11 protein-coding genes and 1 other RNA gene are annotated in these 13,958 nt (G+C 51.5%); 5 read left to right on the top strand and 7 right to left on the bottom strand.

Annotation, left to right across the window (positions count from 1 at the left end):
* The first annotated feature begins 54 nt into the window (after positions 1-54).
* Positions 55-1,254 carry a Coenzyme F420 hydrogenase/dehydrogenase, beta subunit C-terminal domain gene (locus AWQ22_RS13325; protein WP_065711404.1) on the top strand — a complete coding sequence of 400 codons (1,200 nt, stop codon included), beginning with the start codon at positions 55-57 and terminating at the stop codon, positions 1,252-1,254.
* An 84-nt stretch (positions 1,255-1,338) separates the two neighbouring features.
* Positions 1,339-1,797, top strand: coding sequence for an SRPBCC family protein (locus tag AWQ22_RS13320; protein WP_012308232.1), 459 nt, complete (start codon positions 1,339-1,341; stop codon positions 1,795-1,797).
* Positions 1,798-1,833: 36 nt separating this feature from the next.
* On the opposite strand, the gene AWQ22_RS16775 is transcribed toward AWQ22_RS13320, so the two are convergent.
* Both AWQ22_RS16775 and AWQ22_RS13315 read right to left on the bottom strand, forming a co-directional pair.
* Entirely contained in the window at positions 1,834-2,295 is a 462-nt protein-coding gene (locus tag AWQ22_RS16775; RefSeq protein WP_157094632.1) for a hypothetical protein, read from the bottom strand.
* Between the two features lie 50 nt (positions 2,296-2,345).
* Positions 2,346-3,239, bottom strand: coding sequence for a nucleotide exchange factor GrpE (locus AWQ22_RS13315; RefSeq protein ID WP_232321389.1), 894 nt, complete (start codon positions 3,237-3,239; stop codon positions 2,346-2,348).
* Positions 3,240-3,407: 168 nt separating this feature from the next.
* Here AWQ22_RS13315 and AWQ22_RS13310 point away from each other — a divergent pair, with 168 nt between their 5' ends.
* Positions 3,408-4,208 (top strand): ABC transporter permease, encoded by an 801-nt coding sequence (locus AWQ22_RS13310; protein WP_065711402.1) that lies wholly within the window; start codon positions 3,408-3,410, stop codon positions 4,206-4,208.
* 35 nt (positions 4,209-4,243) lie between these two features.
* Here AWQ22_RS13310 and glmU read toward each other — a convergent pair whose 3' ends face one another.
* Positions 4,244-5,593 carry a bifunctional UDP-N-acetylglucosamine diphosphorylase/glucosamine-1-phosphate N-acetyltransferase GlmU gene (glmU, locus tag AWQ22_RS13305; protein WP_065711401.1) on the bottom strand — a complete coding sequence of 450 codons (1,350 nt, stop codon included), beginning with the start codon at positions 5,591-5,593 and terminating at the stop codon, positions 4,244-4,246.
* Positions 5,594-5,768: 175 nt separating this feature from the next.
* On the opposite strand from glmU, the gene AWQ22_RS13300 reads away from it, so the two are divergent.
* A complete protein-coding gene (locus tag AWQ22_RS13300; RefSeq protein WP_065711400.1) occupies positions 5,769-6,842 on the top strand; it encodes a DUF3326 domain-containing protein in 1,074 nt (357 codons plus the stop codon).
* A gap of 13 nt (positions 6,843-6,855) precedes the next feature.
* On the top strand, positions 6,856-7,437 hold the full coding sequence (locus AWQ22_RS13295) for a CPBP family intramembrane glutamic endopeptidase (RefSeq protein WP_030007426.1): 582 nt from the start codon (positions 6,856-6,858) through the stop codon (positions 7,435-7,437).
* Between the two features lie 39 nt (positions 7,438-7,476).
* On the opposite strand, the gene ssrS is transcribed toward AWQ22_RS13295, so the two are convergent.
* The 4 genes from ssrS to AWQ22_RS13275 all read right to left on the bottom strand — a co-directional run bounded on the left by ssrS (position 7,477) and on the right by AWQ22_RS13275 (position 13,927).
* Positions 7,477-7,659: non-coding RNA, 6S RNA (ssrS, locus tag AWQ22_RS13290), on the bottom strand.
* A 36-nt stretch (positions 7,660-7,695) separates the two neighbouring features.
* Positions 7,696-8,262, bottom strand: coding sequence for a hypothetical protein (locus tag AWQ22_RS13285; RefSeq protein ID WP_065711399.1), 567 nt, complete (start codon positions 8,260-8,262; stop codon positions 7,696-7,698).
* Positions 8,263-8,401: 139 nt separating this feature from the next.
* On the bottom strand, positions 8,402-10,729 hold the full coding sequence (locus AWQ22_RS13280; RefSeq protein WP_065711398.1) for a nitrite/sulfite reductase: 2,328 nt from the start codon (positions 10,727-10,729) through the stop codon (positions 8,402-8,404).
* Positions 10,730-10,888: 159 nt separating this feature from the next.
* On the bottom strand, positions 10,889-13,927 hold the full coding sequence (locus AWQ22_RS13275; protein ID WP_065711397.1) for an efflux RND transporter permease subunit: 3,039 nt from the start codon (positions 13,925-13,927) through the stop codon (positions 10,889-10,891).
* Positions 13,928-13,958: the final 31 nt, after the last annotated feature.

The raw sequence follows: 13,958 nt of genomic DNA, 5'->3' as shown, positions 1-13,958 counted from the left end.
GTAATCCTTTCCATTACGCTGACAAATACTGTTCTTTGATCGACTTTGCTGCCCATGACTGCCCAAATTCCTGCCCACAAGAAAGCGAAAGGTTTACCCCGGGGAAGTGTCCGTCCGGCCAAGGCCCTGTGTAGTGACTGTGGTCTCTGTGACACCCATTTTATCCACTATGTCAAAGAAGCCTGTGCTTTTCTGAACCAGCAGTTTGACAAGCTCGAAACCAAAGTCCATGGCCGCAAGCGGGATCTAGACCAAGAGCAGGAAATGTATTTTGGCGTGCATCAAAAAATGGTCGCCGCCCGGAAAACGGAACCCATCGAAGGGGCGCAATGGACGGGGATTGTTAGTTCCCTCGCCTGCAAAATGCTCGAAGAAAAACTGGTAGAAGGTGTGGTCTGTGTGCAGAGTTCCCCTGATGATCGCTTTCAGCCGATGCCGATCATCGCCACTACCCCAGAGGAAATCCTCGCCGCCCGTGTCAACAAACCGACCCTGTCGCCTAACTTGACGATCCTAGAGCAGATTGAACAGGGGGAATTTAAGAAACTATTGGTGATCGGTGTGGGTTGCCAGATCCAAGCTTTGCGGGCAGTACAGGATAAATTGGGCCTCGAAAAACTTTATGTTTTGGGCTTGCCCTGTGTGGATAATGTTACTCGCGCGGGTTTGCAAAAATTCCTCGATACCACCAGTCGCTCCCCGGAAACGGTGGTTTACTACGAGTTCATGCAGGATTTTAAGGTGCATTTTAAGCATGAGGATGGTTCGACGGAAACAGTCCCCTTCTTTGGCTTAAAAACCAATCAACTGAAGGATGTGTTTGCACCGTCTTGTATGAGTTGCTTCGACTATACCAACGGTTTAGCGGATCTCGTGGTGGGTTACATGGGCGCACCATTTGGTTGGCAGTGGATGGTGGTGCGCAACGAAACAGGCCAGGAAATGTTTGATCTCGTCGCCGATCAAATTGAAACGCAGCCGGTTAGTTCTAAAGGCGATCGCCGCGCCGCTGTGCAAAATAGTATTCCTGCCTATGACAAAGGCGTTACTCTACCAATGTGGGCCGCGAAACTGATGGGAGTCGTGATCGAAAAAATTGGCCCGAAGGGTTTAGAGTACGCAAAATTTTCCATTGATTCTCACTTTACGCGGAACTATCTCTATACCCGCCGCAATTACCCAGGCAAGCTAGATGCCCATGTGCCAGAGTTTGCGAAAAAAATCGTCGCCCAGTACGAACTGCCTAAAGACTAGGGGCTATTTCCCCCTCCAGAAGCGGTACCAATTCATTCGGGAATTCTGTTACAGTGAGGGGGATGTTTGGTTTTATAAAGTTTTATGTCAGGTTGGCTAGAGCACAGCGTACAGGTAGAAGTTGACGCCCCCATCGATCTCGTTTGGGAACTCTGGTCAGATCTCGAACAAATGCCCCAGTGGATGAAATGGATTGATTCTGTCGCCATCCTCAAGGACGACCCAGATCTGTCCCGCTGGAAATTGGCCAGTGGTTCCTTTGAATTTACCTGGCTCTCTCGGATCACAAAGGTTGTTAAGCACCAAATTATTCAGTGGGAATCCGTTGATGGCCTACCAAATCGGGGGGCGATCCGTTTCTACGACCGCCATGGCAAAACCATTGTTCGCCTCAGCATTGCCTACGATATTCCCGGTATTTTGGGACAGGTTATGGATAATCTCTTCTTAGGCCGGGTCGTGGAATCAACCATCCAAGCCGATCTCCACCGTTTCCGAGACTATGTTAAAAATCTCCAGGAACAATCGCCCACCTCTGTTTAGATCCCTGGAGTGTGTCATCAATTCAGCCAGATGTAGCTATGGGTCTTGCAAGAAAGTTGTGATTCGATCTGCAACTTGGTGCTGAGCGGCACAGGATTGGTAGGACATTAGCCGCGATCGCCCACCTGACTTCAAGCAAACATTGGTGCTACAAGGCCGCCCTCGGCGCACATTTCGGATTACAGTTACAGTGTCGATGTCATTGATGGAGTAGATGAGGGACTGCTGCTGACCTAAACTATTGCGACGAAGAATGCTTAGCTGTGCTGCGGTGCGGTCTATTAAGCAGGCGTAGGGAATTTTTTCTAAAAAGCAATAAACTGCGACCACTATTGACAGTACTAGAAAAAAAAGACTTTCGCCCCCTCCTGCCATCAGTACTAATCCTAGGGAAAGTAACGCCGTAATTACAAATACGATTCCTAAGGTTGCTTGGGCCGTACATTCTTCTGGAAATTCGATATGTAGTTGGCGGGGAGTGCTTTTTAGGATGCGCATGGTGGATTTGTCATCACTAGGGCTTGGAGATTAGGATTCAATGACAAACCTTAGTTTTCTGTCCCTTTGGGTTCTTCCTGATGGATCACTTTCGCCCGATGCAAAAGGCGATCGCCTTGGCGGTAGCCCGCATTTTGAATCACTACCGCATCCCCTGGGCCGACATCACTGTGATTTTTCACCAATTGATGCTCTTGGGGGTCATAGTCCACAATTTCGCCGACGGTGCCGATGGGGGTTACGTCCCAGCTCGCCAGGAGTTGCTCAAAGGGCTGCGTGAGGGCCACCAGGGTTCTAGCGGGGAACTGGGCATTGTCTTGGGCGGCCTTGGCAGCGGCAGACCATTGCAACAGCCAAGCTTCGAGGATATCCAGGGCTTCCTGTTGCCAGCGTTGCTCATTTTGCGCTTGTTGGCTGTCGAGTTGGGTTTCTAGGCGGGCATACTCGGCCTTGAGGGTTTCTTCCTGCTGGGCCTGGGCTTCGGCTTGGTCGGTTAACTGTTGTTGGAGGTGATCGATTTTGTCGGTATATTCCTGCTGCTGGGCTTGGAGATGGTGTTGGAGCTGCTCGATTTCCTCGGCGTGGTTAATGGCCTGGGTTTCTAGTTGGGCGCGGAGGCGATCGCCCTCTGCTTGAAGGGCTTCGAGTTCGGCGGGGTCAACGCCAGTCGTTTGGGTTGTTTTGGGGGTAAATTCTAACGGCTGAATACCCGTGGGCAGAAACAGAGCGAGAAATTTATCCACCGATTGATCAAAATATTGAGCCAATTTCACCACGGCTTCGACGGGGATGCTATGAATGAGCCCAGCTTGCAGTCGGTAAATTTGCCGCGCTGCGACCCGCGAATAGGCCGCCAGTTGAATGACATCGCTCACATTGGCTTGGGCCATGAGGGTTTGAAGTTGGGCAGCGTGGGGATGGCTCATGGGGAGGGACAGTTTCATCTGTAGGGATACTCTGGCATTCTCACCCATGGCTGAGAAGGGATGCAGCCTTTTTTATTAAATCGTTAAAAAATCACGATTTTGGGGTGTTTGTCGGGGCATTTTCGCTGCGGGATGAAAAAATCTTGATATGCTGTTTCCTTGATGCTTGTCCTGTTGAGAAAAGCGATGAATCTTAAGCGCATTTGGGCGATCGCCAGTAATTGTTTTCGAGAAGTGATCCGCGATCGCATTTTGTATTTTTTGGGATTTTACGGCCTGGTGTTTGCCCTGGCGGTACGGATTTTACCCGATGTGTCGGCGACGGCAGGGGCGAAGATCGTCGTAGATTTTGGCCTGGGGATGATCGGTATCTTGAGTGTGCTGGTGGCTGTTTTTGTCGGCACAGGCTTGGTCAACAAAGAAATTGAAAAACGCACAATCCTGGTGCTGATCCCCAAACCGATTAGCCGCGCCGAACTGATTGTCGGGAAGCATCTGGGGCTGTCGGCGGTGGTGGCGGTGATGTTAGTTGCCATGGGAATTATTTATTTCGCGCTTTTGGCCTGGTCACAAAGTATGATGCCGCTGTTGTGGCAGGACTCAACGGTGCCGCTGGGGCCAATCTCCCTTTCCCTCGGTTATTTATTGATTGAGCTAATGCTGATCATTGCCGTGGCGATCGCCTTTGGGGTATTTACCAGTTCTCTGTTGGCGACCTTGTTCTCCTTTGGGATTTACCTGATGGGCCACTTCAGCACCGATTTAGTGAAATTAGGGGAATTGAGCCAAAATGCCGGAGTTCAGTGGATCACCGAAAATCTCTATAAAGTTTTGCCGGATTTATCGCGTCTCAATTTCCGTAATGAGGTGGTCTATGGGGTGGTTCCCGATGGCCAAACCCTACTACTTAGTGCGATCTATGGCCTTGTCTATGTGATTTTGCTCCAGGCGATCGCCATCTTTATTTTCAGTCGGCGGCAATTTTAATCAGGTTTGATTCCCCATTACGCCTGCTTCTCCGTTCAAGACTGCAAGCGCCACCCTTTAATTTCCTTCTGGCGAGCCCGGGCGACAACGAGGCAATCATTATCCACATCCTTGGTGATTGTTGAGCCTGCCGCAATGGTCACATCTTCGCCGATGGTGATGGGCGCAACCAGGACGCTATTGGCTCCGGTTTTACTGCGATCGCCAATCACTGTTTGATGCTTATTCACACCGTCATAGTTTGCTGTGATCGTCCCAGCGCCGATATTGACCTTTGCTCCTAGGGTGGCATCGCCGATATAGGAGAGGTGGGCCATGTTGGTATTGTTGCCGATGGTCGATTTTTTGACCTCCACGAAATTCCCAATCCGGCATTGCTCCCCAACCTTAGCCTGGCCGCGAATGTGCGTATAGGGGCCAATTTGGGTATTCCCCCCCACCTGGCTATCACTCACCACGCTGTAGAGAATTGTTGTATTAGCTTCAATGACGCTATTTTCAATTAAGCTGCCCGGCCCTAGGCGGCAACCAGTCTTGATCAAACTATTGCCCCGCAGATGGGTTTGGGGTTCGATCAGCACATCTGGTTCGAGCTGCACGGTGTCGTCAATGGTGACTGTATCGGGCTGGTGGATCATGACCCCGGCCTTCATCCATTTTTCCTTGATGCGGTCTTGCAAAATTTCGTAGGCTGCCGAAAGCTGAAAACGGTCATTAATACCGCTAATTTCCTGGAAATCCGCCACATCCATCGCCATCACTTTATCGCAATGGAGAATAACGTCCGTGAGGTAATATTCCTGTTGATCGTTGTTGGTGGTTAATTTGGGTAGCGCCTCGGCCAACACCTCCCACTTGAAACAGTAGACACCCGCATTGATCCGATTATTCTTGCGCTGGGCATCGTTGCAGTCGCGATGTTCGACGATTTGGGTGACTAGGTTGTCACCATCGCAAAATACACGACCATAACCCGTGGGATTCGGTAGTTGGGCCGTTAACAGGGTCGCGTCATTATTATTTTTCTGGTGGGTTTTAACGAGATCTGCAATGGTTTCAGGGCGCAGGAGAGGCACATCGCCGTTGAGAATCACGACATCGCCCACAAAATCTTTGAGAGGTTCGAGGAGCTGTTGGACAGCATGACCGGTGCCGAGTTGTTCCGTTTGTTCAACAAATTCTAGGTGGGGCAAATGGGCCAGGGCCGTTTTTACCTCAGCCGCGCGGTAACCGACAATGGTACAAATTCGTTCTGGTTTAATGAGGGCACAACTTTCAATCACCCGTTCCACGAGCGATCGCCCGCCGAGGGGATGAAGGACTTTTGGGAGATCCGACTTCATCCGTGTACCTTTGCCTGCTGCCAAAATTGCTACCGCTACCATTGCCTTTGCTGTGTTCGATTGACTGACATCGTTTCAGTGTGGAGTATATCGTATTGTTTGGGACTTCCGGCATCGGTGCCGGAGAAGATTCTTGTTTACACCCAAAAACCTGGGGGCTGAAGCGGTTACCGGATTAGTGCTAAATTTCTCAAACGTTCTTTTCCAGTGAATTTTTATGTTCCTCGCACCGACCCCAAGCCGCACTGCTCCCTACACCTCAATGCTGATCATCCCCACGGGGATCGGCGCGAAAATTGGTGGCTATGCGGGGGATGGGATTCCCATTGCACGGCTGATGGCCCAGGTGTGCGATCGCCTGATTACCCACCCCAATGTTTTAAACGGGGCGCAACTGTTTTGGCCCATGCCCAATACCTTTTATGTAGAAGGCTATGGCCTCGATCAATTCGCTGCGGGGAACTGGGGGTTACGACCCGTGCGACAAAATAGAGTGGGATTACTCCTCGATCAAGGCATTGAAGCAGAATTAAAAACCCGTCACATCCAGGGGGCCGAAGCTTGTCGCGCGACCTTAGGTTTGCCGATCACAGATTATGTTGTGACGGATGCGCCCTTGAATGTCACCCTCAAAGTTTCGGAAACGGGGGTCAGTTGGGGGACGATTGAAAATGTGGGCAGTTTGCTGCGGGCGGCGGAAAAACTAATTACCCAGGCCAAAGTGGAGGCGATCGCCGTTGTGGCTCGCTTTCCTGACGACGAAGATAGTGAGTTACTCGCCCAGTATCGCCAGGGATCTGGGGTCGATGCCCTCGCGGGGGCTGAAGCAGTGATTTCCCACCTGCTCGTGAAAAAATTTCAGATTCCCTGCGCCCATGCCCCGGCATTAGCACCGTTACCCATTGAACCGGAACTTTCCCCAAAAGCCGCTGCCGAAGAATTAGGCTACACTTTTTTGCCCTGTATTTTGGCCGGGTTGAGCTACGCGCCCCAATTTGTGACAAAAGGCGATCGCCAAGCTGGGGAGATCTGGGCGGATCAGGTCGATAGCCTGGTGATCCCCGCCAGTGCCTGCGGCGGTAGTGCCGTTTTGAGCCTCGCCCAGACCCAAACATTGATCATTGCTGTAAACGAAAATGACACTGCATTAAGCATTTTTCCAGAATCCGTTGGGATTAAAGCCCGTCGGGTAGACTCATACTTGGAGGCAATTGGGATCATGGTCGCCCACCGTGCCGGATTAGATTTTTCGAGTCTGCGACCCACTGTGCCCCCCCTCAATGCAATCTAGATCGATATTTATTGTGAATCAATCCAACCAACCGCCCTTAGAACCGTTATCCCGCCAACAGGTGCTCCTTCTTATGGGGATCACAGCGCTGTTGCTGTTTATTGTGGGAAATCTCTGGCGGTTAATCGGCAATGTAGAACTTTTGGCCTGGGAATTTTCGGGACTGGCTCTTATCCAGGGGGTAGCGATCGCCTTGGGGATCATTGTCGCCAGCAGTCTCCTCTACGCTGTCTGGGCAGAATACCGTCGCAGTGTCGATACTTACCTTGAATTTGTCCTCAAACCCCTGGCCGTGCCCGATGCCATTTGGTTGGGACTGTTGCCGGGACTAAGTGAAGAATTTCTGTTTCGGGGGATTATGCTACCGGGCTTGGGCTTGGGATGGGGCGCCCTTTGTTTATCGAGCTTGATTTTTGGGGTACTCCACATCAGCGGCGCCCAGCAATGGTCCTATGCCGTTTGGGCGACGGTAATTGGGTTTATTCTCGGTTACAGTGCGATCGCCACCGGAAATTTACTTGTGCCTGTGATTGCCCATATCGTGACAAACTTCACCTCAAGCCTGATTTGGAAACTCCGCCACGAAGCACCCTAGCCTTGGGCGGCAAAAATTGAGCAAAAAAAACACAGGACTTGCACCCGCCACGCCGTCTTACCTCAGCTTCTGACCTGGAAAATCCAGGGGGGAAGAACAGCTCTCAGCTTTCGTTTCCGAGTACAAGCTCGGTTTACTGCCGCGAGAACTTAATCGGCTTCCCAATTAGCTCAAGCATAGATCAACAAACAATATTGGTAGTCACCAACGCGGTAGGCTTGATCCTGTTAAATGTCATCTTAAAGGATTTTTTTATCCTTATGCAACCGTACAAAGTTCGGCGATCGCCACCGGACTATCCACCTTGACAGAAAGGGTCAGGCGCTCTTTGGGATTGTTGTGTACCCGCTCAATGGTAAAGGCTTTCCCACCATAGATTTGGGTTAGGGCAGCGCTGAGATCTGCTTTCACCGCCGCAAATCCTTCATCGGTATTTGGCCCGTTCAGGCGGTCATTGCTGATGTAGAGAAATTCATTGCCCTTGAGGGTAATCTCTGTTTCTTGTTCAAGCAAACTTCCAAATTTAGCCGCCGACTGGACTAAATCGGCGATCGCCTCGGTATGGGGTTGATTTTCCACGCTACTCCAGCGCCGCTGGGCATAAAGGCCATAGCCCCCTTGGTGCTCCATCATGTAGTTGATTTCGTAGGTGACGAGCATAATCCCTGGGCCGTCGGGCACATGGCGGTAGTCCACCACATCAATTAAGGTGCCCCCAATTTTTTCATCCCGGATCCATCCTTGAAAAACGCCAATTAACGATGCCTCATCAAAACCAGCGGGCATTTGGGCCGGGAATTTTACACAAAAACGTTCAATATACACAAGCTTTTTTACTTTTCAGTGACGACTTAGACAATAATTGCTTCGAGCAACATTAAAGCAGATCAAGGCGGACATAAATGGGGTGAGCAACTTTGCCCACCCGATTTTTTCTGAGGAACCTAACGCAGCATTGTGCCGTTTAGTTGATGCCAAATCCTTGCTTCAGGAGCCATTGCTTAAAGCTCACTGGGCTGGTGATCCCTGCCTCGATCATCCGACCGTTGCAAGCGTGGGCTGCTTCAATAAAGAGACGGGATTCTTCCACCAAGCGCTGGGACTGTTCAAGGCTGGCGGCTTTGTCTTTATGCTTCAGGGCGGAGAAGAAGAACTGGGCAAATTTCCCCTTCGCAAAGGGATCAAAGAACAGTTCCGTATCGTAGAAATACTTGCGGAACTCAGCACTCACCACTTCCGGATTATCGCTGATATCGATGTTCTGGAATTTCAACAGGGCCTGGGCCGCACTAACCATGGCGGCGATCGCCTTATCCGCCGCCAGTTGAACATCGCCATTTTGCGGATTGTCAAGCAGCACCGTTGCATCAAAGTGGAGGCTTTCTGCGTCAGCCATACTAAAGTCCGTGAGAGTGACCACTTCTCCCGCACATTCACCGACACCAATATCCCCAAGGGTAAATTCGCGGGTATCGGCCCAGTCAGAATAGAACGAAGGATCTGCTTCGTAGCTAGGCACTTCCGTGAAGGGCTGGAGTCGCTCTTTCATTTCCTTACGGCCAATGCGGTTGAAAAATTCTGTAAATTTCTCATTCTCCAGGCGTTCCTGCATGAACGTATCAATGAGAAATTCCACCACATCGGGAATCCGCTTCGAGGGCAAAACCCCCATGGATTTGCCGTAGGTAGAGGCATTATTTGCCCATTCTCCACCGAGTACCAAGTTAAAGTGGGGCACCCGTCGCCGTTGTACCTGACGACTAGAGCCATAGAAACCAATTTCTGCCACCATGTGCTGGGAGCAGGAGTTGAAACAGCCACTAATCTTGACGCGGATATCCTTGACCGCCTGGTCATACTGCCAACCCTTGAGGGCCATGCGACGCCGTAATTCCCCAGCTAAACCGCGAGAACTACCGATCCCCAATTTGCAGGTATCTGTACCCGGGCAAGCGGTAATGTCAATGATCGAATGGGCACCACCACTATGGAGGTTAATCGCCTTGAGATCTGCATAGAGGGCGGGAAGATCTGCTTCATGTACCCAACGGATCAAGATATTCTGCTCAACGGTTGTCCGTACCGTGTCATTGGTATATTTGCGGACGATATCAGCCAGACCCCGGAATTGGGGCGAAGTAGCATCCCCTAGGGGCAGAGAAACCGCGACGGTATAGAAGCCCGCTTGCCGTTGGGGATAGAGATTGGTGGTTTTCCACTTGGTGAATTCTTCCCCATGGTCGAAGGTTTGATCCGCAGCGACAGGAGCGAGTTTACCTTTTTCTTCGTAGGTTGTCAGGCGATCCACCCAGGCTGTCCAACCGGGATCAGCTTCGAGAGTTGCCCGTTCTTCGGTGACCAGACGTTTAAATTCTTCTAGGCCCAGTTTCTGCACGAGGAACTTGATCCGGGCTTTGTTGCGGTTTTTCTTTTCCCCAAGGCGGGCAAAGACGCGGAAGATGGCCTGGGAGAGGGGGAAAATTTCCTCAAGGGGCACAAAATCTTCAAAGAGTTTCGCCAGGAAAGGTACAGAACCTAAGCCGCCACCGACATAAACCTTAAATCCTTTAACGATTTCACCATCAATTTCTTTGGTTTTAGCGATAAACCCAAGGTCATGCATGGAAGTCAAACCACAGGGATGATCTTCACAACCAGAAAAGGCGATCTTTAATTTACGGCCAAAATCCTGGATATCCCGGTGACCGAGGAAAAAGTCCGTTAGTTCTTGGGCATGGCCTGTGACATCAAAGACTTCGTCATGGCAAACACCAGCGAGGGGACAAGCAGTAACGTTGCGCACGGAGTTACCACAGGCTTCCCGTACCGTAATGCCCACTGCCGCTAAGCGACGGTGCATATCCGGGACATTATCGAGGGAAATGAAGTGAAGTTGGATGTCCTGACGGGTGGTGATGTGGAGAATGTTGTCGGAATATTCTTCGCAAATGTCAGCGAGAACATCCATTTGTTCGGCGGTCATCCCCCCATAGGGAATTTTGATCCGCTGCATGCCTGGGGCCTGCCATTTGGTATCGGGGCCTTTGGTGAGTTCTGTTTTGGGAAAAGGAATTGCTTTGGCTTTGACCCCATCATTCCGGAAGCCGTTATCGTAACGCTGACCGTAGGCGCCCCGACGAAGACGCAGTTCGGCAAACACTTTTTCGTCGAGTTTGTCCTGGCAGCGGAGGGCCATTTGGTTTTCAAAGGTGTCAATTTCTTCGGCCATCTGGGGCGGAATGCGATCGCCAAGGACCTCTTTCCAAGTTTTGGGAGTTGTCGTCGTGGTCATAGGGTGTTCTTCTTCTATAGGAGCTAATTCGGATTGGCCTGGAATGGTTTAAGGGTCAGGCCCGCAATATCGATAAAAATTACTCGGATGTACTATGGTGACACAAAATTTCGGTGATCCGAGCAAGTCCGATAAAATCTGTAATTTTGTGGCAGGAAATCATAGGGGCGCAGATTGGGCATTTTGGAAGGGTTTAACGAGCCAGCGGACAAAGCGATAAATGTAGGTGAAGATCACCGGTACGACGATCAGGGTCAAAACGGTGGAGGTACTAAAGCCCCCAATCACGGCGATCGCCATCGGACTCCGGGTCGCACCGTCGGCTCCCAACTCCAGGGCAATGGGCAACATCCCGGCAATGGTCGAGAGGGATGTCATACAGATGGGCCGTAACCGGGAGACCCCAGCTTCGACGAGGGATTTTTTCAGGGTTTTGCCTTCCCGTAGGCCAGAGAGGGTAAAGTCCACCAGTAAGATTGCGTTTTTTGTCACCAGACCCATCAACAACACAATGCCAATCAGGGCAAATAAACCCAGTTCCTTTTGGGTAATCATCAGCCCCAACAAAGCCCCCCCAATGGAGAGAGGCAAAGCAGTTAGAATCCCAAAGGGATAGAGGAAGTTGTTGTAAAGCAGCACCAGAATTGCATAGATGCACAGGACAGCCGCCCCCAACGCCGTGAGGAAACGGCTAAAAATATCGCGCATAATTTCTGCGTCGCCCGCGGGTTCAATGGTCACGCCAGAAGGTAAGGGGCTCATCACGGGCAAGGCATTCACGGCAGCAAAGGCATCCCCTAGGGATGTTCCTTCTAGGTTGGCTCCCACCTCCACTTGACGGAAGCGATTAAAGCGGTCAATCTGGGCCGAACCACTACCGAGCTTTAATTCAGCCACAGCAGCTAGGGGGACTAATTCACCGGTGTTACTCGGTACCTGGAGATTTTTGAGGGTTTCAATGTTGCTGCGTTGGGCGGGATCGAGTTGAACGCGGATCGGGATTTGGCGATCGCTTAAATTGAACTTAGGCAAATTAAAATCATTGTCGCCAATTAAGGCCAGGGAAGCAGTGCGGGAAATGGCCGCCACAGAAACATCGAGATCGGCGGCCCGTTGCGGATCAGGTTGAATGATTAGTTCGGGTTTAACCAAGCTTGCGCTCGACGAAATGTCAACTAGCCCCGGCACGCTGCCCATCTGTTGCTCTAGGGTCGTCGCTGTTTCTAATAGAAGCGGGGCATTTTCACTTTTGAGCACAATGGAGAGATCCTTAGAATTGCCTGTCCCGCCCGTACTTTGGAAGGAGACCCTTGCCCCCGGAATCGTTTGGAAATCACGCCGTAGGGTTTGTTCAAATTCTGCCTGGGAAACCCGTTCCGCTTGGGGCACAAGGTTAACATAAATGGTGCCGCTGTTGACGTTGGTCGCCGTTGCCAAAACACTACTCACGGCGGAATTGGCCTGGAGGCGATCGCTCACTTCCGTCATCACTTGCTCGCTATCGGCCAGGGTGGCACCCGGGGGCAGATCAAAGGCGATTGTACTAATGCCCGTATCGCTACTGCTAAAAAGTCCTGTAGGAATGAAGGGGATCAGCTGGAGGCTACCGATAAAAAAGGCTAAGGCAACGAGGAGGGTCGTGAGACGATGGCGCAGCGCCCAGCCGAGCAGATTCCGGTAAAAACCCGGTTGTTTCTGGCCATTAAAAGCCCCTAGTTTTGATTTTAATAGGTAGGCACTCAGCATCGGCGTCATGGTGGTGGCCACCAGGGTCGAGAACATCGTTGAGACGGCGACGGTGACCCCAAAGGGCTGGAAAAATTGTCCCGGCACGCCCCCCATAAAGGCCACGGGCAGAAATACAGCCACAATGGTTGCGGTGGTTGCCACTACGGCGAGGCCAATTTCCCTAGCGCCATCGATGGCAGCCTGGAAAGGTCTTTTGCCCATTTGCAGGTGTTGGTCGATATTTTCAATCATGCAGATCGCATCATCGACTAAGTTACCGATCGCCAGGGCCAAGGCGAGGAGGGTCATCCCGTTCAGGGTATAGTCGAGGGCCTGCATCACAAAGAACGTCGGCACAATGGAGAGGGGCAAGGCGGCAGCGGTAATTAAAGTGGCCCGCCAGTCCTTGAGGAAAAAGCCCACGGTAATCACCGTTAAAATACAGCCCGCCCAGAGGGCCATAATGGTGCCGTCGTAGGAGGCTTGAATTTCTGTGGCGCGGGTAAAAATCAAATCGAAACGGAGATCCTCTGGGAGGGTGGTTTGCAACTCGGCGATCGCCTTTCGGATCCCTTGATCAACGCCGACAACGGTACTCCCAGGACTCCGGAGTACGGAGAATGCCACCACTGGTTCGTTGTTGAGGGTCGCTGCCACCCTGGGTTCCCGGAAGCTATCTTCCACGCGGCCAAGGTTTTCTAAAGACACCAGATCTCCGTTGGGTAACGTGATCGGGTATTGCTGCAATTCTTGAATGCTCTCTGCGCTACCAAGAGTCCGGACATTTTGCTCATTGCCCCCCAGTTCGAGGCGGCCCCCCGGACGGTTGAGATTAAACTGAGCAATCTGGTCATTAACTTGGGTTGCCGTGATCCCCAAGCTCTGTAGCAAATCAGGATCGAGATCGACGCGAATCTCCCGGTCAACACCGCCCAGCCGTTGAATTTCGGCCACCCCTTCTACATTGGTGAGTTCTCGGCCAATGCGACGATCGATGAGATCACTGAGTTCTTCGACGGTACGCTCCCCAGAGGAGAGGGCATAGGTCATCACGGCTCCCCCAGCGAAATCAAGTTTTTGGACAATGGGATCAGTGATGTCCTGGGGTAGAGATGAGCGAATTTGGGCGATCGCATTGCGCACATCATTGGTCGCCTGGTCGGTGTCGGTGCCCAACTCAAAATTCACAACCGTCTGGGAATTGCCATCGGTCACGGTGGAGGTGATTTGATCAATATTGGCGAGGCTCGCGACGGAATCTTCAATTTTCTTGGTGATTTCCGTTTCAATCTCTTCTGGGGCGGCCCCTGGCTGGCTGACGCTCACGGTCACGGCAGAAATATCGATGTTTGGCGTATTATCAATGCCAAGATTCAAAAACGAATAGATCCCCACGATGGTCATAATCATGAAGGCCACGAGGGTCGGCACTGGATTTTTGATGGACCAGGCAGAGAGGTGAAAGGACATACCAGGGGCAACTGTTGCGATTTGTTACAGC

The organism is Picosynechococcus sp. PCC 7117 (assembly GCF_001693275.1).
Lineage (GTDB): Bacteria > Cyanobacteriota > Cyanobacteriia > Cyanobacteriales > MRBY01 > MRBY01.
The sequence above is the reverse complement of the archived record's forward strand: the minus strand, read 5'-3'. Positions and strand labels throughout refer to the sequence as shown.

Bases quoted from the DNA above. Each gene is read 5' to 3' on its own strand.
- AWQ22_RS13325 (WP_065711404.1), top strand. From the start codon at position 55: ATGACTGCCCAAATTCCTGCCCACAAGAAAGCGAAAGGTTTACCCCGG.
- AWQ22_RS13320 (WP_012308232.1), top strand. From the start codon at position 1,339: ATGTCAGGTTGGCTAGAGCACAGCGTACAGGTAGAAGTTGACGCCCCC.
- AWQ22_RS16775 (WP_157094632.1), bottom strand. From the start codon at position 2,295: ATGCGCATCCTAAAAAGCACTCCCCGCCAACTACATATCGAATTTCCA.
- AWQ22_RS13315 (WP_232321389.1), bottom strand. From the start codon at position 3,239: ATGAAACTGTCCCTCCCCATGAGCCATCCCCACGCTGCCCAACTTCAA.
- AWQ22_RS13310 (WP_065711402.1), top strand. From the start codon at position 3,408: ATGAATCTTAAGCGCATTTGGGCGATCGCCAGTAATTGTTTTCGAGAA.
- glmU (WP_065711401.1), bottom strand. From the start codon at position 5,593: ATGGTAGCGGTAGCAATTTTGGCAGCAGGCAAAGGTACACGGATGAAG.
- AWQ22_RS13300 (WP_065711400.1), top strand. From the start codon at position 5,769: ATGTTCCTCGCACCGACCCCAAGCCGCACTGCTCCCTACACCTCAATG.
- AWQ22_RS13280 (WP_065711398.1), bottom strand. From the start codon at position 10,729: ATGACCACGACGACAACTCCCAAAACTTGGAAAGAGGTCCTTGGCGAT.
- AWQ22_RS13275 (WP_065711397.1), bottom strand. From the start codon at position 13,927: ATGTCCTTTCACCTCTCTGCCTGGTCCATCAAAAATCCAGTGCCGACC.